Raw genomic sequence first — 17,629 nt, 5'->3', positions numbered from 1 at the left:
CCTTCTCGAACCGGCCTGGTGGTTCGGAAGTTGGTGGAGCCAGCCGGGATCGAACCGGCGACCTCCTGCATGCCATGCAGGCGCTCTCCCAGCTGAGCTATGGCCCCACTTGCTGGAGAACCGACATTTTAGGAAGACCCTTCGGGGTCGTCAAGCGTTGCGCTGCAAAAAAATGAATGCGGCGCCGGCGACCCGTCACCAGAGCGCGTCGCGCAGCTTGTACCAGGCCATCGCGGTGACCAGCATCGGCGTGCGGAACGTGCGGCCGCCGGGGAAATCCAGATGCGGGATCCGGGCGAACACGTCGAGCCGCTCGTTCTGGCCGCGCACGGCCTCGGCGATCACGCGGCCGGCGAGGCCGGCGGCCGCCACGCCGTGGCCGGAGAAGCCCTGCGCGAAATAGACGTTGTCGCGGCCGATGCGGCCCCAGTGCGGCGCGCGGTTGAAGCTGATGTCGATGGTGCCGCCCCAGACGTGCTCGAATGGCTCGCCGGCGAGTTGCGGGAACACCTTGCGCAGGCGCCGCGCCATCACCCACGCCAGGTTCGGCGGCTGGAAGTTGGAATAGCTGGCGCGGCCGCCGAACAGCAGGCGGTGGTCGGCGCTCAGCCGGAAGTAGTCCAGCGCCCAGTTCACGTCGGCCACGGCCATGTCGTTGCGGATCAGCGCACGGGCGCGCGCTTCGCCGAGCGGGCGGGTGGCGGCGATGTAGGTGCCGACCGGCATGATCTTGCGATCCAGCGCGGGCGCCACGCCCTTCACCAGCGCGTTGCCGCCGAGGATCGCGAAGTCGCCGCGCACGCGGCCGTGCGCGGTGCGCAGTTGCGGGTGCGGGCCGTGCGCGATGTCCAGCACCGGGCTCTGTTCGAAGATGCGCACGCCGGCCGCCAGCGCGGCGCGGCCGAGGCCCAGCGCGTACTTCAAGGGATGCAGGTGGCCGGAGCGCATGTCGTACAGGCCACCGAGATAGCGCGGCGAATCGAGCTGCGCGCGCAACTGCTCGCGATCCCACCAGGGCAGGGGATAGCCGTAGTCGTGTTCGAGTTCGCGCTGCCAGGTCTGCAGTTCGGTCACCTGGCGCGGCTTGATCGCCACGTGCATGTGGCCGTCGCGCCAGTCGCAGTCGATGCCGTAGCGGCCGCGGCGCTCGTGGATCAGCTGCACGCCTTCGACCGACCAGTCGAACAGCTTGCGGGCGTCCTCGCGACCGAGCAGCGCCGCCAGCTTGGCCTCGCCGCAGCCGAAGCCGAAGATCACCTGGCCGCCGTTGCGGCCCGAGGCGCCCCAGCCGATGCGCTGCGCTTCCAGCACCACGACCCGGTAGCCGGCCTCGGCCAGTTCCAGCGCCGCCGACAACCCGACGTAGCCCGCGCCGAGGATGCAGACGTCGGCGTCGATGTCGCCCTCCAGCCGCGGCTGCGGCGGCAGGGGCTCGGCGCTGGCGGCGTACCAGCTGGGCGGGTAGGGGGCCGGGATCACGGTCGGGCGTCTCGCGAGGTTCGATGCAATCGAGTGAGGGTCACACCGACCGCAGGTACCACTCGTATTCCAGCGTGGTCACTTCGCGATAGAACGTGTGCAGTTCCTTGAGTTTCTGCTGGCCGTAGATGTGGCGGAAGGTCTCGCCGAAGTGGCGGGCGGCGAAGTCGCTGGCCATGAAGTCGGCGATGGTGTCGCGCCAGTACGGCGTGCGGATCTCGGTCTGGTCGTAGGCGTTGCCGACGATCGGCGGGCCGGGGTCGTGGCCGCGCTCGATGCCTTCGAGCATGCCGGCCAGCACCGCGGCGGTGGCGAGGTATACGTTGGCGTCGGCGCCGGCGATGCGATGCTCGATGCGGGTGTTCTTGCGGTCGCTGTGCGGGATGCGCATGGCGACGGTGCGGTTGTTGAAGCCCCAGACCTCGTTCAGCGGCACGAACGCGTTGAGCACGAAGCGGCGGTAGCTGTTGGCATTGGGCGCGAACAGCAGCAGGCAGTCCCTGGCGCTGCGCTGCAGGCCGCCGATCGCGTGCTTCAGCGCCTCGGCCGGCTGCTCCGGCGCGCAGGCGAAGATGTTGTCGCCGTTGCGGTCGAGCACGCTGACGTGCACATGCAGGCCGCTGCCGGCTTGGTCGGCCAGCGGCTTGGCCATGAAGCTGGCCTGGTAGCCCTGCTGCCGCGCCACGGCCTTGATCGCGCGCTTGAGGTAGATCGCGTCGTCGCAGGCGAGCAGGGCGTCGTCGCGGTGCTTGAGGTTGATCTCGAACTGCCCGGGTGCGTATTCGGCGACCGCGGTGTCGGCGGGCACGCCCTGCGCGCGGCAGGCGGCGGCGACGCCGTCGATGAAGGGCCGGAAATCGTCCAGGTCCTCGATGTAGTAGACCTGCGTGCTGGTGTTGCGCGCGCCGGTGTGGGCGTTGACCGGCGGCTGCGGCCGGCCGTGAGCGTCGGGCAGGCGGTCGAACAGGTAGAACTCCAGTTCCACCGCCACCACCGGGCGCAGGCCGAGCGCGTCGTAGCGTGCCAGCACGCGCTTGAGCACTTCGCGCGGATTGGCCTCGAACATGCCGCCCTGCGCGTCTTCCATGCCCAGCAGGACCTGGGCCATCGGCCGCGGCGCCCACGGCACCGGCCGCAGCGTGCCGGGGATCGGCCGGCAGATCCGGTCCTCGTCGCCGATGTCGTAGCCCAGGCCGGTCTCCTCGACCGTGTTCCCGGTGATGTCGGTGGCGATCAGCGACATCGGCAGGCAGACGCCGTCGGCGTAGACCTTGTCCAGCGCGCTGCGGGCGATGCGCTTGCCGCGCAGCAGGCCGTTCATGTCGGGCAGGAGCAGGTCGACCTGCTCGCAGGCCGGCGACTGCTGCAGGGTCTGCAGATCGTCGGGCGTGAGGGATTCGGGCATGGTGTCGGAGGTGGTCATGAGGCGGGCGACAGTGTGACAGCTGAGGGCTGCGTCGGCGAATTGTCAATAATACTCAACGGGGATCATGCCACCGTTTGGCTGCAAATGCGCATGCAGACGATGTCGCGATGCAGCAATCGCAGCGACCCGGATCGGATTTCCGGCAGGGCTGTTGCAGAAATCGAACGGCCCCGTTACCGTGCGGAAGCCCTCCCGGAAACGCACCACGAGCGTCCCGCATGCCCCGAACCTCTCCCCGGATGCCTCTCGTCGGCCTGCCGACGGACCGGAAGACGATCGGTCCGCATCCGTTCCTGGCGGTGGGGGAAAAGTATGTCCGGGCGGTGGTCGACGGCGCCGAGTGCCTGCCGGTGCTGCTGCCCGGCCTGCAGCCGCCGGTCGGCCTGCGCCAGATGCTGGAAGGGCTGGACGGTCTGCTGCTGACCGGGTCGGTCAGCAACATCGAGCCGCACCACTATTCCGACGAACCGAGCTGGGAGGGCAACCTCCACGACCCGGCCCGCGACGCCAACACCCTCGCGCTGATCCCGATGGCGATCGAACTCGGCCTGCCGATCCTGGCCGTCTGTCGCGGCTTCCAGGAGATCAACGTCGCCTTCGGCGGTCGCCTGCACCAGAAGGTGCACGCGCTCCCCGGCATGCTCGACCATCGCGAGCACACCGACGACCCGCTCGACATGCAGTACGCACCGGCGCACGACATCGCGCTCGCGCCCGGCGGGTTGCTCGCGCGCATCGCCGGCGCGGACACCGCGCGCGTGAATTCGCTGCACGGGCAGGGCATCGCGCGCCTCGGCGACGGACTGACGGTGGAAGCGACGGCGCCCGACGGACTGGTCGAGGCGTTCCGCCGCGACGGCGATGCCTTCCTGCTCGCGGTGCAGTGGCATCCCGAATGGCGCGTCACCGAGAACGCCTTCTACCACGGCATCTTCCGCGCGTTCGGCGACGCCTGCCGAGCGCGTGCCGCCCGACAACAGACCGCGCAGCGGCTACGATGATCGCATGAGCCCGAAAAAGTCTTCCCGCAAACCTGCTGCCCGCCGCGGTGTCCGCGCCGCGCCCTCCGCCACCGCCGGCGAACACGCGCTGGTCCGCTGGCTGAAGGACCGCCGCATCACCGAGGTGGAATGCCTCGTGCCGGACATCACCGGCAACGCCCGCGGCAAGATCATCCCGGCCGCCAAGTTCTCGCACGACTACGGCACGCGCCTGCCCGAAGGCATCTTCGCGACCACCGTCACCGGCGATTACCCCGACGACTACTACGACCTGACCACGCCGTCCGACGCCGACATGCTGCTGCGTCCCGACCCGGACACCGTGCGGCTGGTGCCGTGGGCCACCGATCCCACCGCGCAGGTCATCCACGACTGCTACACGAAGGACGGCGAGCGCCACGAACTGGCGCCGCGCAACGTGCTCAAGCGCGTGCTCGACGCCTACGAGGCCGAGGGCCTGCGCCCGGTGGTCGCGCCGGAGGTCGAGTTCTTCCTCGTGCAGAAGAACACCGACCCGGACTTCCCGCTGCAGCCGCCCGCCGGCCGCTCGGGCCGCCCGGAGACCGCGCGCCAGTCGTACTCGATCGACGCGGTCAACGAGTTCGACCCGATCCTCGACCTGATGTACGACTACAGCGACGCGATGGAGCTGGACGTGGACACGCTGATCCACGAATCCGGCGCCGCGCAGCTGGAAGTCAATTTCCTGCACGCCGACGCGATGTCGCGCGCCGACCAGGTGTTCCTGTTCAAGCGCACCATGCGCGAGGCCGCGCTGCGCCACGGCGTGTACGCGACCTTCCTCGCCAAGCCGATGGAGAACGAGCCGGGCAGCGCGATGCACATCCACCAGAGCGTGCTCGACCGCAAGGGCCGCAACATCTTCGCCGGCCGCAAGTCGGGCGAGCACAGCCGGGCGTTCGAGCACTACCTCGGTGGCCTGCAGCAGTACGTGCCGATGGCGATGGCGTTCTTCGGGCCGAACGTGAATTCCTACCGCCGGCTGGCGCTGGGGCAGGTGGCGCCGATCAACGTGCAGTGGGGCTACGACAACCGCACCTGCGGCCTGCGCGTGCCGATGGACACGCCCGAGAACACCCGCGTCGAGAGCCGCTTCGCCGGTTCCGACGCCAATCCCTACCTCGCGATGGCCGCGACCCTGGCCTGCGGCCTGATGGGCCTCCGCGGGCAACTGGAGCCGACCCAGCCGCTGTCGACCAGCGCGCAGGACGTCGGTTTCGAACTGCCGCGCTCGCTCGGCGAGGCGCTCGACAAGCTGGAGGGCTGCAAGCCCCTGCACGACATGATGGGTGCGCGTTTCGTCCGCGCCTACATCTCGGTCAAGCGCAAGGAATACGAAACCTTCTTCCGCGTCATCAGTTCGTGGGAACGCGAGTTCCTGCTGCTCAACGTCTGACGCCGACTTTCCCGGAGCCCCCATGGACCACGCCGACATCGCCCGCCTGCAGCAGCTCGACGCCGAGCACCACCTGCATCCGTTCAACGACAACGCCGCGCTGGCGAAGAAGGGCACCCGCATCCTCGTGAAGGGCGAGGGCGCCTACGTCTGGGATGCCGAAGGGCACAAGCTGCTCGACGCCTTCGCCGGGCTGTGGTGCGTGAACCTCGGCTACGGCCGCCGCGAACTGGGCGAGGCCGCCCGCAGGCAGATGGACCGGCTGGCCTACTACAACAGCTTCTTCCAGTGCACGGTCGAGCCGACGATCGAACTGTCGGCCAAGCTCGCCGAGCTGACGCCGGCCGACCTCAACCACGCCTTCTTCACCAACTCCGGCTCCGAGGCCAACGACACCATCCTGCGCCTCGTCCGCCATTTCTGGGCGGTGCAGGACAAGCCGCAGAAGAACATCTTCATCGGCCGCCACAACGGCTACCACGGCACCACGATGGCCGGCGCCAGCCTCGGCGGCATGGCCGGCATGCACAAGCAGGGCGGGCTGCCGATCCCCGACATCCACCACATCGACCCGCCGTTCTGGTTCGCCGACGGCGGCGACCTGTCGCCCGAGGAGTACGGCCTGCTCGCCGCGCGCCGGCTGGAGGCGAAGATCCTCGAACTCGGACCGGAGCGCGTCGCCGCCTTCATCGGCGAGCCGATCATGGGCGCGATCGGCGTCTACATCCCGCCGATGACCTACTGGCCGGAGATCGAGCGCATCTGCCGCCAGTACGACGTGCTGCTGATCGCCGACGAGGTGATCTGCGGGTTCGGCCGCACCGGCGAGTGGTTCGGCTCGCAGTATTTCGGCATCACCCCCGACGTGATGACCCTCGCCAAGGGCATCACCTCCGGCTACATCCCGCTGGGCGCGGCGATGTTCAACGACCGCGTCGCCGGCGTGCTCAAGGCGCAGGGCGGCGAACTGGCCCACGGCTGCACCTACTCCGGCCACCCGGTGTGCACGGCGGTGGCGCTGGAGAACATCCGCATCCTGCAGGAGGAGCGCATCGTCGAGCGTGCCCGCGACGAGATCGCCCCGTACCTGGCGCAGCGCTGGGCGGAGCTGGGCGAACACCGGCTGGTGGGCGAGGCCCGCATCGCCGGCATGGTCGGCGCGCTGGAACTGGTGCCGCGCAAGGGCGAACGCCGGTTCTTCGACGAGCGCGGGACGGTCGGGGTGATGTGCCGCGACAACGCCCTGCGCAACGGGCTGATCCTGCGCGCCACCTATGATTCAATGCTGCTGTCGCCGCCGCTGATCCTGGACCGGGCGCAGGTCGACGAGCTGTTCGAGAAGGCATGGAAGTCGCTCGACGAGACCGCGGACGCCATCGGCATCGCCTGAGCGCTTCCGCCGGCCCGCGATCTGTGCCCTAATCGGATGCATCGGACCTTTCACCCATCGAGCCCCCCCGGGGCGGAGGTAAGCGCGTCATGAAACTGCGATTGCTGGGAATGTCCATCGTCGTCGGCATGCTGGCGGCCTGCGGTGGCGGCAAGCCCGAAGGCGGCAACGCCGCGGCCGGCGACGGCAAGGCACCCGCCGGCGGCGAGGAGAAGCTCCTCAACGTCTACAACTGGTCGGACTACATCGCCGAGACCACCATCCCCGGCTTCGAGAAGAAGACCGGCGTGAAGGTGGTCTACGACGTGTTCGACAGCAACGAGATCGTCGAGACCAAGCTGCTCGCGGGCTCGTCGGGCTACGACATCGTGGTGCCGACGCTCAACTTCCTCGGCCGCCAGATCCAGGCCGGCGTGTTCATGCCGCTGGACAAGTCGAAGATCCCGAACCTCGCCAACCTCGATCCGGAGATGATGAAGCGCATCGCGCTGCAGGATCCGGACAACAAGTACGCCGTGCCGTACCTGTGGGGCACCACCGGCATCGGCTACAACGTCGACAAGGTCAAGGCCGCCTTCGGCACCACCGACGTCGCCAACAGCTGGGACCTGGTGTTCAAGCCGGAGAACATCGCCAAGCTCAAGGACTGCGGCGTCACGATCCTGGACACCCCGTCGGAGCTGATCCCGATCGCGCTGAACTACCTCGGCGAGGATCCGAACAGCCACGACCCGGCGGTGATCGACAAGGGCGCGGCACTGCTGAAGTCGATCCGCCCGTACATCACCAATTTCCATTCCTCGCAGTACATCGACTCGATGGCGAAGGGCAGCACCTGCCTCGTCGTCGGCTGGTCGGGCGACATCATCCAGGCCCGCGACCGCGCCGAGGAAGCGAAGAACGGCGTGCACATCGCCTATTCGATCCCGAAGGAAGGCGCGCCGCTGTGGTTCGACATGCTGGCGATCCCGAAGGACGCCAAGCATCCCGAGAACGCGCTCGCCTTCATCAACTACCTGCTGGAACCGCAGGTCGCGGCCGACAACTCCAACTTCGTCAGCTATCCGAACATCAACGTGAAGTCGACGGCGCTGGTGAAGAAGGAGATCACGGGCGACCCGACGATCTATCCGCCGGACGACGTGCGCGCGAAGCTCTTCACCTTCGCGATCGTGCCGCCGGAAGTCGATCGCCAGTACACCCGGATCTGGACGCAGCTCAAGACCGGCCATTGACCGACCGCGGGGCGGGCAGCGATGTCCGCCCCGCCGCATTCCCGAGGAACGCCCATGGCCGCAGTCGCCAACGAACGACCGCAGACCGGCGCCGCGAAACCCGGTGCCGACCACTACGTCCGGATCGTGGACGTGCGCAAGGAGTTCGACGGCTTCGTCGCCGTGGATGACACCAACCTCAGCATCCGCCAGGGCGAGATCTTCGCGCTGCTGGGCGGGTCCGGCTGCGGCAAGTCGACGCTGCTGCGCTGCCTCGCCGGTTTCGAGACGCCGTCCTCCGGCAAGATCTACCTCGACGGCCAGGTGATGAACGGCCTGCCGCCGTACGAGCGGCCGATCAACATGATGTTCCAGTCGTACGCGCTGTTCCCGCACATGACGGTGGAACAGAACATCGCCTTCGGCCTGAAGCAGGACGGCCTGGGCAAGGACGCGATCCGCAAGCGCGTCGACGAGATGCTGGCGATGGTGCAACTGGGCAAGCTCGCGCGGCGCAAGCCACACCAGCTCTCCGGCGGCCAGCAGCAGCGCGTCGCGCTGGCGCGCTCGCTCGCGAAGGGCCCGAAACTCCTCCTGCTCGACGAGCCGATGGGCGCGCTGGACAAGAAGCTGCGCTCGCAGATGCAGCTGGAGCTGGTCGACATCATCGAGAAGTCGGGCGTGACCTGCGTGATGGTCACCCACGACCAGGAAGAGGCCATGACCATGGCCACCCGCATCGCGCTGATGGATGCCGGCCGCATCCGCCAGGTCGGCACGCCCGACGAGATCTACGAATCGCCGACCAGCCGCTTCGCCGCGGAGTTCATCGGCTCGATCAACATGTTCGACGGCCGCATCGACGAGGACCACGCCGACTACATCACCATCGCCTCGCCGTCGCTGTCGGTGCCGATCTACGTCGGCCACGGCGTGTCCGGCTACGAAGGCCAGGAAGTCGGCTACGGCGTGCGGCCCGAGAAGGTCGTGATCAGCAAGGAAGAGCCCGACCAGCCGTACAACAAGGCGCAGGGCCGCATCGAGGACATCGCGTACTTCGGCAGCCATTCGGTGTTCCACGTGCGCCTGCCCAGCGGCTACCGGGTGATGGCGAACTTCGCCAACCAGCAGCGCTGGGCCAGCGAGGGCATGACCTGGGGCGACGAGGTCTGGGTGTCGTGGGGCGACAACGAAGGGGTGGTGCTCCCCTCATGAAACTCACCGCCCTCAAGCGCTTCCTGCCGGGCCCGCGCTGGGCGGTGATCTCGGTGCCGTACGTGTGGCTGCTGCTGTTCTTCGCGGTGCCGTTCCTGATCGTGCTGAAGATCTCGTTCGCCAAGCTGGCGATCGCGCAGCCGCCGTACACGCCGATCCTCGAATTCGTGCAGGACGAGGTCCTGCTCAAGCTCAACCTCACCAACTACAAGGTGCTGTTCTCCGACAGCCAGTACCTGCTGGCCTACGCCAGCTCGCTGAAGATCGCCGCGATCTCGACCTTGCTGACGCTGCTCATCGGCTACCCGATGGCCTACGTCATCTCGCGGATGCCCACGTCCTCGCGCAACATCGCGATGATGCTGGTGGTGCTGCCGTCGTGGACCTCGTTCCTGATCCGCGTCTACGCCTGGATCGGCATCCTCGACAGCAACGGCCTGCTCAACAACCTGCTGACCGGCATCGGCGTGATTTCCGAGCCGCTGCACATCCTCAACACGCCGCTCGCGACCTACATCGGCATCGTCTACTGCTACCTGCCGTTCATGGTGCTGCCGCTGTACACCAACCTGGTGAAGTTCGACCACCGCCTGCTGGAAGCCGCCTACGATCTCGGCGCGCGGCCGTGGAAGGCGTTCCTGAAGATCACGCTGCCGATGTCGCGCGGCGGCATCATCGCCGGCTGCATGCTGGTGATGATCCCGGCGGTCGGCGAGTTCGTGATCCCCGAAATGCTGGGCGGCCCGGACACGCTGATGATCGGCCGCGTGATGTGGAACGAGTTCTTCAACAACCGTGACTGGCCGGTGGCTTCGGCGGTGGCGATCGTGATGCTGATCATGCTGCTGATCCCGATCCTGATCTTCAACCGCGTCCAGCAGCGCGAGCTGGAAGGACGGCTGGCATGAGCGGCGTTTCCGCCCCCGGCGCGCGCGCCCTGCGCTGGGGCATCCTCGGCGCCGGCTTCGCGTTCCTGTACGTGCCGATCCTGGTGCTGATCGTCTACTCGTTCAACGAGTCGCGGCTGGCCTCGGTGTGGTCGGGCTTCTCGTTCAAGTGGTACGGCGAACTGGTGCGCGACCAGGCGATGCTCGACGCCGCCTGGGTCAGCCTGCGGGTCGCGTTCTGGACCGCCACGACCTCGGTGGTGCTCGGCACGATGGCCGCGCTGGCGATGACCCGCATGCGCCAGTTCCCCAGCAAGACCCTGTTCGGCGCGATGATCACCGCGCCGCTGGTGATGCCCGAAGTCATCACCGGCCTGTCGATCCTGCTGATGCTGGTGTCGGTGGCGGGTTCGGTCGGCATCGCGCCCAAGGGCGTGGTCTCGATCTGGATCGCGCACGTCACCTTCACGCTGTCGTTCGTGACCGTGGTGGTGTCCTCGCGCCTGGCCGAACTGGACAAGTCGCTGGAAGAAGCGGCGATGGACCTCGGCGCGAACCGCATCAAGGTCTTCTTCCTGATCACGCTGCCGATCGTCGCGCCGGCGCTGGTGTCCGGCTGGCTGCTCGCGTTCACGCTGTCGCTGGACGACGTGGTGATCGCCAGCTTCGTCGCCGGCCCCAACTCGACCACGCTGCCGATGAAGGTGTTCTCGTCGGTGCGCCTGGGCCTCAGCCCGAAGATCAACGCGCTCGCCACGCTGATGGTGCTCGCGGTGTCGGTGGCTGCGGCCATCGGCTGGTGGCTGATGTATCGCGAGGAAAAGCGCCGCCAGCGCGACATCCAGCTGGCGCTCCAGTCGAACGCGGAGTAGGGCGCCGCACGGAACGCACGCCCCCGGAGACACGCACCATGACCGTCACGCTCACCCATCCCTGGACCGGCCAGGCCGACTACCGTTACGACTACATCGGCGAGGCCGAGGTCGAGGCCATCCTCGCACGCGCCGCCGCGGCCGCGCCCGCCTGGGCCGCGCGTCCGCTCGACGACCGCGGTGCGCTGCTGCGCGCGGTCGCCGCCCGCCTGCGCGACGAGCGCGAGGCGATCGCCGCGATCATGTCCGCCGACATGGGCAAGCTGCGCCGCGAGGCGCTGGCCGAGATCGAGAAATCCGCCGGCGCCTGCGAGTACTACGCCGACCACGCCATCGACTACCTGCGCGACAGCGCCATCGCCACCGAGGCGAAGCGCAGCTACGTCACCTACGAACCGCTGGGCTGCGTGTTCGCGGTGATGCCGTGGAACTTCCCGATCTGGCAGGTGTTCCGCTTCCTCGCGCCGGGGCTGATGGCGGGCAACGTGGCCGTGCTCAAGCACGCCACCAACGTGCCGCGCTGCGCCGACGCCATCGCCCGCGTGCTGCGCGAGGCCGGCGTGCCCGACGGCGTGTTCGGCGTGCTGCACATCGACAACGAGATGGCGGGGAAGGTCATCGCCGACCCGCGGGTGAAGGCCGTGACCCTGACCGGCAGCGATCGCGCCGGTCGCTCGGTCGCGTCCACCGCCGGCCGCAATCTCAAGAAATGCGTGATGGAGCTGGGCGGCAGCGATCCGTTCGTGGTGCTGGACGACGCTGACCTCGACGTCACCATCCCCGCCGCCATCGCCTCGCGCTTCGGCAACGCCGGCCAGACCTGCATCGCCGCCAAGCGCTTCATCGTCACGCCCGGCATCGCCGATGCGTTCGTGCAGCGCTTCGTGGAGGCGGCGTCGAAGCTCGCCATCGGCGATCCGATGGCCGACGCCACCACGCTCGCGCCGATGGCCCGCGCCGACCTGCGCGACGAGATCCACGCGCAGGTGCGGCGCAGTGTCGACGCTGGTGCCGCGCTGCTGCTCGGCGGCACGCCGGGCGAGGGCGCCTGCCACTATCCGGCGACGATCCTCGACCACGTCGTGCCCGGCATGCCGGCCTACGACGAGGAACTGTTCGGCCCGGCCGCGGCGATCCTGCGCGCCCGCGACGACGCCGACGCCGTGCGCCTCGCCAACGACACCGACTTCGGCCTCGGCGCCAGCGTGTGGACCCGCGACCTCGCCCGCGGCGAAGCGGTCGCGCGCAAGCTGCAGGCGGGCGCGACCTTCGTCAACGCGATCGTGCGCAGCGACGTGCGCCTGCCGTTCGGCGGCACCAAGACCTCCGGCTTCGGCCGCGAACTCGCCGAGCACGGCATCCACGAGTTCATGAACATCAAGACGGTGTACGTCGCCTGAGGGCGGCATCGCCGACCATCCTCTGCAAACGGAAAAGGGGGAGTGCGCCATGCAGGAAGAAGAAGCACTGTTCGATTGTTCGTTGGAGCTGAAACTCACGAAGGCCGAGATCGAGGCGGTCACCGCGGCCGTGCATGCGGCCCTGGGGGTCGGCGAGGACCAGGCATCGATCCGGAAGGACCCGCTCGACGACTGTATGGAAGTGACCCGCAAAGTCGGCAAACGCTCGTATTTCGAGCAGGAATTGGTCTATCCCGAACCGACCAACCCGCTGAATCCGATCCACCTCATTCCGGCACCGATCATGGTCCGCTACGAATGCACGATCTACGAAACCAAGAAGATGTGCCCGGGGCATGCGGATGCGAAATGGCGATGGGAAACCTGTGAGCGCAAGCCCGGCGGCTGAACGCGGTCGTCTCGCGTGCGCGACCCGAAACGGCCATGCCCGTTGATCCCCGCCGGGACCGCGCTCGGTCCCGGTTCCGGACGATCCGCCGCCTGCTGGTCTGTAGCCTGCTGGTTTCGAGCCTGCTGATCGTCGCGGCGGTGGCGTGGCGGCCGGATCGCGCGCTGCGCACGGCGACCGGTATGGCCGCGCACGACCTGTGTTCCGAAACCTTCGTCGCCGGCATCGATCCGGCGAAGACCTGGGACGCGAGCATCGTGCCGCGCCCGGGCGTCGACTGGCTGGCGTGGGGGCTGCGCCATCGCGTCGATCGCGACCGTCGTGAAGCCGGTGCGTCCTTCCTCGGCCTCGTGCCGAGCCGCGCGGTGTTCCGCCCGCAGTGGGGCTGCGTGCTGGTCCACGGCGACGAGCGCATCGACGATCCACCCGCCGTGCCAGCGGCGCAGGCCGCTCCCGGCATCGAAGGCGGCGTCGCCATGCCGGCGGGCCTTGTCGCGGCACCGACGCCGGGGCTCGCGGACGCGCTGGATGCCGCGTTCGCCGAAACCGCCGCGCCGCCGCACCGCGGCACGCGCGCGGTGGTGATCCTGCACGACGGGCGCCTCGTCGCCGAACGCTACGTCGCCGGCGAGGGCATCGACACGCCGATGCTCGGGTTCTCGATGACCAAGTCGGTGACCAACGCGCTGGTCGGCGTGCTCGTGCGGCAGGGCCGGCTCGAGGTGAAGGCGCCCGCGCCGATCACCGCATGGCGGCAGGCCGGCGACCCCCGTCGCACGATCACGCTGGAACAGTTGATGCGGATGGACACCGGCCTCGCGCTGGACGAGACCGGCAGCGGCTTCGACCCGTCGAACCAGATGTTCTACGACGAGCCCGACATGGCCGCCTACGCGGCGTCCGCGCGCGCGATCGCGCCGCCCGGCACGCGCTGGGCGTACAGCAGCGCGAGCACGCACCTGGTGTCGCGCATCGTGCGCGATGCCGTCGGTGGCGACGGTGCGGCCGTGCAGGCGTTCGCCGACCGCGAACTGTTCGCGCCGCTGGGCATGCGCCACGTGACCTTCGAGATGGACGCGACCGGCACGCCGATCGGCGCGCATTACCTGTACGCCAGCGCCCGCGACTGGGCGCGACTCGGCCAGTTGTATCTCGACGACGGCGTGGTCGGCGGCCGCCGCCTGCTGCCCGCCGGCTGGGCGCGCTGGTCGTCCGAGCCGACGCTGGGCACGGCCTACGGCGCCGGCTGGTGGACCAACCGCGGCGACGACGAAGCGGCCGTGCATCGCCGTTCCGTCGGCATCCCCGCGGATGCGTTCTTCGCGATGGGCAACCTCGGCCAGCGCATCGCGGTGGTGCCGTTCGAGCATCTGGTCGTGGTCCGGCTGGCGCGCGCGCACCTGCGCTTCGGCGACGCGGCGGGGTTCGAGCGCCTCGTCGTCGACACGATCCGCGCCCTGCATGCGGGACGCTGACGACGGCGCGCGAAAGGAATGCGCGTGCCGCTGTGCAAGCGATGGCGGAACGGGGAAAATGCGACGACCGTCGCGCCGTGCCGCCGCGGCCGCGCCATCGCACGCATCCCCACAGGAGTTTCCATGCGCCTCGCTCCGCTCGCCTTCGCGGCCGCCGCCGCGCTGCTGTTGCCCTTCGCTCCGTCCATCGCGCGCGCCAGCGGCGACTGGGGCTGTGTCCCGGCGGTGGTGGCGGTCAACGACGACTACGGCTACGGCTGTGCCGGCACCGCGGTGCTGACGCCCGCCAACGACACCCGCATCAACCTCGTGCTGCTGATGGCCGATCGCCACGGCGGCCTGCGCACGTATCCGCCGAAGCGCGAGCCGTTGCAGGCGCCGGCGCTGCCGGTGCCGCTGTCGTGGGAGGAGTTCGTCGGCCGGATCGGGCCCGCAGGCACCGCCGGCGACGAGCCATCGGGCTGGGTGCTGCAGGGCCAGGGCACGGTCTGCGTCAGCAACGATGCCGGCACCGAAGCTTTCGTCGCGGCGCTCGCCGCGGACGCCGGCGTCACCGCCGACGAGCGTGAACGCCTGACCGCCGCGCGCCGCCAGGCCAACGCCTGCGCGAACGACGGCGACACGCCGGTCGTGCCGCTCGATCCGGAGCTCGACAACGCCATCCGTTCCGCGTCGGGCAAGGCGTTCCTGGCTTATCTCAAGGCCGCCGCGGCGTTCTATGCCGACGACTACGACACCGCGCCGTTCGCCGCGCTGGCGAAGTCGAAGCAGCCGTGGGTGCGCGAGGCCGCACGCTACATGGTCGGCCGCACCTGGGCGCTCGCGGCGCAGGCCAACGGGTTCGGCGAATACGGCGACCTCGTGTTCGAGAAGATGGACCGGGGCGCGCTGGGCAAGGCCGAGGCCGCGCTCAAGGACTACCTGCACGACTATCCGCGCGGCGCCTACGCCGCGTCGGCGCAGGGCCTGCTGCGCCGCGTCTACTGGCTGGGGCAGGACCACGTGAAGCTCGCTGCCGCCTACCGCGCGCAGATCGAGCAGGCCGACGCCGCGCAGCGCAACCTGCCGGATCTCGACCTCGCGCAGGAAATCGACGCCAAGCTGCCCGCCGAAGCGTATCGCCTGGAATCCGCCGGCCCGGTGCTGCTGGCGATCGACGACCTGCGCCGCATGCGCCGCAACGGCGACACCGGCAAGCGCGACCTCGGCCGCGACGAACTGATGGCCCAGCGCGCGCGCTTCGCCGCGATGCCGGGCATGCACGACTACCTGCTCGCGGCCTACGCGTTCTTCGTCGAGGGTTCGCCGAAGGCCGCGCTGGAACGCCTCCCGGCCGCGGAAGCGGGGAAGGGCGGCGCGCTCGACACGCTGGAATTCAGCCGCCGCGCGCTGCGTGCGCTGGCGCTGGATCGCCTGGATGACCCGAAGGCGCGTGACGCACTGCTCGCACTCTTTCCGCAGGCGACCGCACCGCTGCAGAGCGAAACCCTGCAGGTCGCATTGGCGATGCACGATGCGCGCCACGGCCATCCCGAGCGCGTGTTCGCGGCCGGCTCGCCGGTCACCGATCCGGAACTGCGCGAGCTCTTGCTGGTGAACGTCGCCGGCCCGGACCTGCTGCGCGCGCGCGTGGCCGACACGACCGCGACCGCGCGCGAACGCGGCGTTGCCCGCTACGTGCTGCTCTACAAGTCGCTGACCCGCGGCCGCTACGCCAATTTCCTCGCCGCGGCGAAGGGTGCGCTGCCACCGCCGACCGCCGAGCCCGACCGCTACTTCAAGCTCGAACAGGCGCCGCCGCTCGGCGATTTCGCATGGACCGGCACGAAGGAAGGCTATCGCTGTCCGTCGCTGGTCGAGGTGGCGACAACGCTGGCGAAGACGCCGAACGACGTCCACGCCTCGCTGTGCCTCGGCGAGTTCGCGCGGCTCAACGGCTACGACGCGTTCGTGCTCGACCGCCAGCCGGCGGCCACGGAACTCGGCGGCACGCCGACGCAGTTCCCCGGCAAGCCGTTCGCGCGGCAGGCGATCTACCAGCGTGTGATGGCCGACGCCACGGCGTCGCCGCAGGATCGCGCCTACGCGCTGTATCGCGCCGTGCACTGCTACGCGCCGTCGGGCTCGAACGACTGCGGCGGCGAAGACGTGCCGCTGGCGACACGCAAGGCGTGGTTCAAGCGTCTGAAGAGCGAGTTCCCGACGTCGTCATGGGCGCAATCGCTGCAGTACTTCTGGTGATGCCGCGCGGCGCCGTGCGCGGCTGTGCGGCGCTGCTGCTGGCCGGGCTGCTGTCGTCGGCATCGGCGCTCGCGGCGCCCGGCGACGCCACGGCGCACGTCGACGCCGCGCACTACGACGCGTTCTGGTTGTGGGCCGGCGTCAAACCGCAGCCGGCGCTGGCGCGCGCGAAGACGCTTTACCTGCTGGACGGCGAAGTGCAGGCGATGCCGTCGGTGCGGCTCGCCGCGCAGCGCGCCGCGCTGCCGCGCGTGCGCCATGCCGATGTGTGGATGGTGTACCGCGTGCAGACGCTGCGCTGGACGCCCGCTGTTCACGCGCAGGTGCTGGCGCGGCTGCAGCGCTGGCGCGCCGCGGGCAATCGCGTGGTCGGCGTGCAGATCGATTTCGACGCGCGCACGCGCCACCTCGACGAATACGCGAACTTCCTGCGCGACCTGCGCGGCCGACTGCCGGCCGATTGCCGGCTCGGCATCACCGGCCTGCTTGACTGGAGCGCGAATGGCGATCCCGCGGGCCTCGACGCACTGGCCGGCGTCGTCGACGAGATCGTGCTGCAGATCTACCAGGGCCGGCACGTCATCCCCGGCTATGCGGCGTATCTCGCGCGCCTCGATCGACTGCGCGTGCCGTTCCGCATCGGCCTGCTGCAGGGCGGCGAGTGGACGCCACCACCGGCGCTGGCCCGGCATCCGCAGTTCCGCGGCTACGTCGTGTTCCTGCTGAATCCGCGGCCGGGGCAGCCCCATCGCGCCGGCACGGACGTTGTCGATCCGACCGATCCCCGATCCGCCCGAGGCCGCCCGCCATGACCCGCATCCTGTGGTTGTTGCTGCTCCTGTCGTGCGGCCTGCCGGGCGTGGTGTCCGCGCGGCTGATCGCGACGCCCACGTACCAGGACCTGTACGACCGTGCCGATGTGGTCGTCATCGCAACGCCGCAGGCCACGGCCGACACCGACGAACACATCGCATTGCCCGGGATCCGTCCCGACGTGCCCGCGATCGGCGTGAACACGCCGCTACGCGTGCAGGCCTGGCTGAAGGGCGCACCGAGCGCCGCGCCGGTGCTGCATCACTACCGGTTGGCGAATCCCGGACAGCCGCTGGTCAACGGCCCGCTGCTGCTCTGACCTGCGTACGGATTTTGTAGCCACTCAGGCGGTGAGTCCTGTGGTGATGGTATCGGGTTCGGACCAGTTCC

General features: G+C 69.2%; 15 protein-coding genes and 1 tRNA gene. 13 read left to right on the top strand and 3 right to left on the bottom strand.

Annotated features, from left to right (window positions below; translation table 11 throughout):
- Positions 1-31 precede the first annotated feature (31 nt).
- From ACT53Q_RS09265 to ACT53Q_RS09255, 3 genes are all read right to left on the bottom strand, one after another.
- A tRNA-Ala gene (locus ACT53Q_RS09265) sits at positions 32-107 on the bottom strand.
- Between the two features lie 88 nt (positions 108-195).
- A complete protein-coding gene (locus tag ACT53Q_RS09260) occupies positions 196-1,509 on the bottom strand; it encodes an NAD(P)/FAD-dependent oxidoreductase (RefSeq protein ID WP_476186825.1) in 1,314 nt (437 codons plus the stop codon).
- A gap of 10 nt (positions 1,510-1,519) precedes the next feature.
- Positions 1,520-2,902, bottom strand: coding sequence for a glutamine synthetase family protein (locus tag ACT53Q_RS09255; RefSeq protein WP_476186369.1), 1,383 nt, complete (start codon positions 2,900-2,902; stop codon positions 1,520-1,522).
- 221 nt (positions 2,903-3,123) lie between these two features.
- Between ACT53Q_RS09255 and ACT53Q_RS09250 the strand changes: the two genes are divergently transcribed.
- The 13 genes from ACT53Q_RS09250 to ACT53Q_RS09190 all read left to right on the top strand — a co-directional run bounded on the left by ACT53Q_RS09250 (position 3,124) and on the right by ACT53Q_RS09190 (position 17,558).
- Entirely contained in the window at positions 3,124-3,906 is a 783-nt protein-coding gene (locus tag ACT53Q_RS09250) for a gamma-glutamyl-gamma-aminobutyrate hydrolase family protein (RefSeq protein WP_476186368.1), read from the top strand.
- 4 nt (positions 3,907-3,910) lie between these two features.
- The gene (locus ACT53Q_RS09245) at positions 3,911-5,323 is read left to right on the top strand and encodes a glutamine synthetase family protein (protein WP_476186367.1); all 1,413 of its coding nucleotides are present in this window, start codon (positions 3,911-3,913) and stop codon (positions 5,321-5,323) included.
- Positions 5,324-5,345: 22 nt separating this feature from the next.
- Positions 5,346-6,713, top strand: a complete 1,368-nt coding sequence (locus tag ACT53Q_RS09240) for an aspartate aminotransferase family protein (RefSeq protein ID WP_476186366.1) — start codon at positions 5,346-5,348, stop codon at positions 6,711-6,713.
- Between the two features lie 89 nt (positions 6,714-6,802).
- A complete protein-coding gene (locus tag ACT53Q_RS09235) occupies positions 6,803-7,948 on the top strand; it encodes a polyamine ABC transporter substrate-binding protein (RefSeq protein WP_476186365.1) in 1,146 nt (381 codons plus the stop codon).
- Positions 7,949-8,002: 54 nt separating this feature from the next.
- Complete coding sequence (locus ACT53Q_RS09230; RefSeq protein ID WP_476186364.1) at positions 8,003-9,142, top strand: ABC transporter ATP-binding protein; 1,140 nt, start codon at positions 8,003-8,005, stop codon at positions 9,140-9,142.
- The gene (locus tag ACT53Q_RS09225) at positions 9,139-10,050 is read left to right on the top strand and encodes an ABC transporter permease subunit (protein WP_476186363.1); all 912 of its coding nucleotides are present in this window, start codon (positions 9,139-9,141) and stop codon (positions 10,048-10,050) included. The genes ACT53Q_RS09230 and ACT53Q_RS09225 overlap by 4 nt, the downstream gene beginning before the upstream one ends.
- Positions 10,047-10,901, top strand: coding sequence for an ABC transporter permease subunit (locus ACT53Q_RS09220; protein ID WP_476186362.1), 855 nt, complete (start codon positions 10,047-10,049; stop codon positions 10,899-10,901). The genes ACT53Q_RS09225 and ACT53Q_RS09220 overlap by 4 nt, the downstream gene beginning before the upstream one ends.
- 38 nt (positions 10,902-10,939) lie before the next feature.
- The gene (locus ACT53Q_RS09215; RefSeq protein ID WP_476186361.1) at positions 10,940-12,301 is read left to right on the top strand and encodes an NAD-dependent succinate-semialdehyde dehydrogenase; all 1,362 of its coding nucleotides are present in this window, start codon (positions 10,940-10,942) and stop codon (positions 12,299-12,301) included.
- Positions 12,302-12,350: 49 nt separating this feature from the next.
- On the top strand, positions 12,351-12,710 hold the full coding sequence (locus tag ACT53Q_RS09210) for a hypothetical protein (protein WP_476186360.1): 360 nt from the start codon (positions 12,351-12,353) through the stop codon (positions 12,708-12,710).
- Between the two features lie 35 nt (positions 12,711-12,745).
- Positions 12,746-14,185 carry a serine hydrolase domain-containing protein gene (locus tag ACT53Q_RS09205; protein ID WP_476186359.1) on the top strand — a complete coding sequence of 480 codons (1,440 nt, stop codon included), beginning with the start codon at positions 12,746-12,748 and terminating at the stop codon, positions 14,183-14,185.
- 123 nt (positions 14,186-14,308) lie between these two features.
- Entirely contained in the window at positions 14,309-16,426 is a 2,118-nt protein-coding gene (locus ACT53Q_RS09200; RefSeq protein ID WP_476186358.1) for a PA5441 family protein, read from the top strand.
- Positions 16,396-17,238, top strand: a complete 843-nt coding sequence (locus tag ACT53Q_RS09195; RefSeq protein WP_476186357.1) for a DUF3142 domain-containing protein — start codon at positions 16,396-16,398, stop codon at positions 17,236-17,238. The genes ACT53Q_RS09200 and ACT53Q_RS09195 overlap by 31 nt, the downstream gene beginning before the upstream one ends.
- Complete coding sequence (locus tag ACT53Q_RS09190) at positions 17,235-17,558, top strand: hypothetical protein (protein WP_476186356.1); 324 nt, start codon at positions 17,235-17,237, stop codon at positions 17,556-17,558. The genes ACT53Q_RS09195 and ACT53Q_RS09190 overlap by 4 nt, the downstream gene beginning before the upstream one ends.
- Positions 17,559-17,629 lie beyond the last annotated feature (71 nt).

It is taken from the genome of Lysobacter sp. DMC97 (genome assembly GCF_056313745.1).
Note: the sequence above shows the minus strand (reverse complement) of the source record. Positions and strands in the feature narration are given on the sequence as shown.

Bases quoted from the DNA above. Each gene is read 5' to 3' on its own strand.
- ACT53Q_RS09255 (WP_476186369.1), bottom strand. From the start codon at position 2,902: ATGACCACCTCCGACACCATGCCCGAATCCCTCACGCCCGACGATCTG.
- ACT53Q_RS09250 (WP_476186368.1), top strand. From the start codon at position 3,124: ATGCCCCGAACCTCTCCCCGGATGCCTCTCGTCGGCCTGCCGACGGAC.
- ACT53Q_RS09245 (WP_476186367.1), top strand. From the start codon at position 3,911: ATGAGCCCGAAAAAGTCTTCCCGCAAACCTGCTGCCCGCCGCGGTGTC.
- ACT53Q_RS09240 (WP_476186366.1), top strand. From the start codon at position 5,346: ATGGACCACGCCGACATCGCCCGCCTGCAGCAGCTCGACGCCGAGCAC.
- ACT53Q_RS09235 (WP_476186365.1), top strand. From the start codon at position 6,803: ATGAAACTGCGATTGCTGGGAATGTCCATCGTCGTCGGCATGCTGGCG.
- ACT53Q_RS09230 (WP_476186364.1), top strand. From the start codon at position 8,003: ATGGCCGCAGTCGCCAACGAACGACCGCAGACCGGCGCCGCGAAACCC.
- ACT53Q_RS09225 (WP_476186363.1), top strand. From the start codon at position 9,139: ATGAAACTCACCGCCCTCAAGCGCTTCCTGCCGGGCCCGCGCTGGGCG.
- ACT53Q_RS09220 (WP_476186362.1), top strand. From the start codon at position 10,047: ATGAGCGGCGTTTCCGCCCCCGGCGCGCGCGCCCTGCGCTGGGGCATC.
- ACT53Q_RS09215 (WP_476186361.1), top strand. From the start codon at position 10,940: ATGACCGTCACGCTCACCCATCCCTGGACCGGCCAGGCCGACTACCGT.
- ACT53Q_RS09210 (WP_476186360.1), top strand. From the start codon at position 12,351: ATGCAGGAAGAAGAAGCACTGTTCGATTGTTCGTTGGAGCTGAAACTC.
- ACT53Q_RS09205 (WP_476186359.1), top strand. From the start codon at position 12,746: ATGCCCGTTGATCCCCGCCGGGACCGCGCTCGGTCCCGGTTCCGGACG.
- ACT53Q_RS09200 (WP_476186358.1), top strand. From the start codon at position 14,309: ATGCGCCTCGCTCCGCTCGCCTTCGCGGCCGCCGCCGCGCTGCTGTTG.
- ACT53Q_RS09195 (WP_476186357.1), top strand. From the start codon at position 16,396: ATGGGCGCAATCGCTGCAGTACTTCTGGTGATGCCGCGCGGCGCCGTG.
- ACT53Q_RS09190 (WP_476186356.1), top strand. From the start codon at position 17,235: ATGACCCGCATCCTGTGGTTGTTGCTGCTCCTGTCGTGCGGCCTGCCG.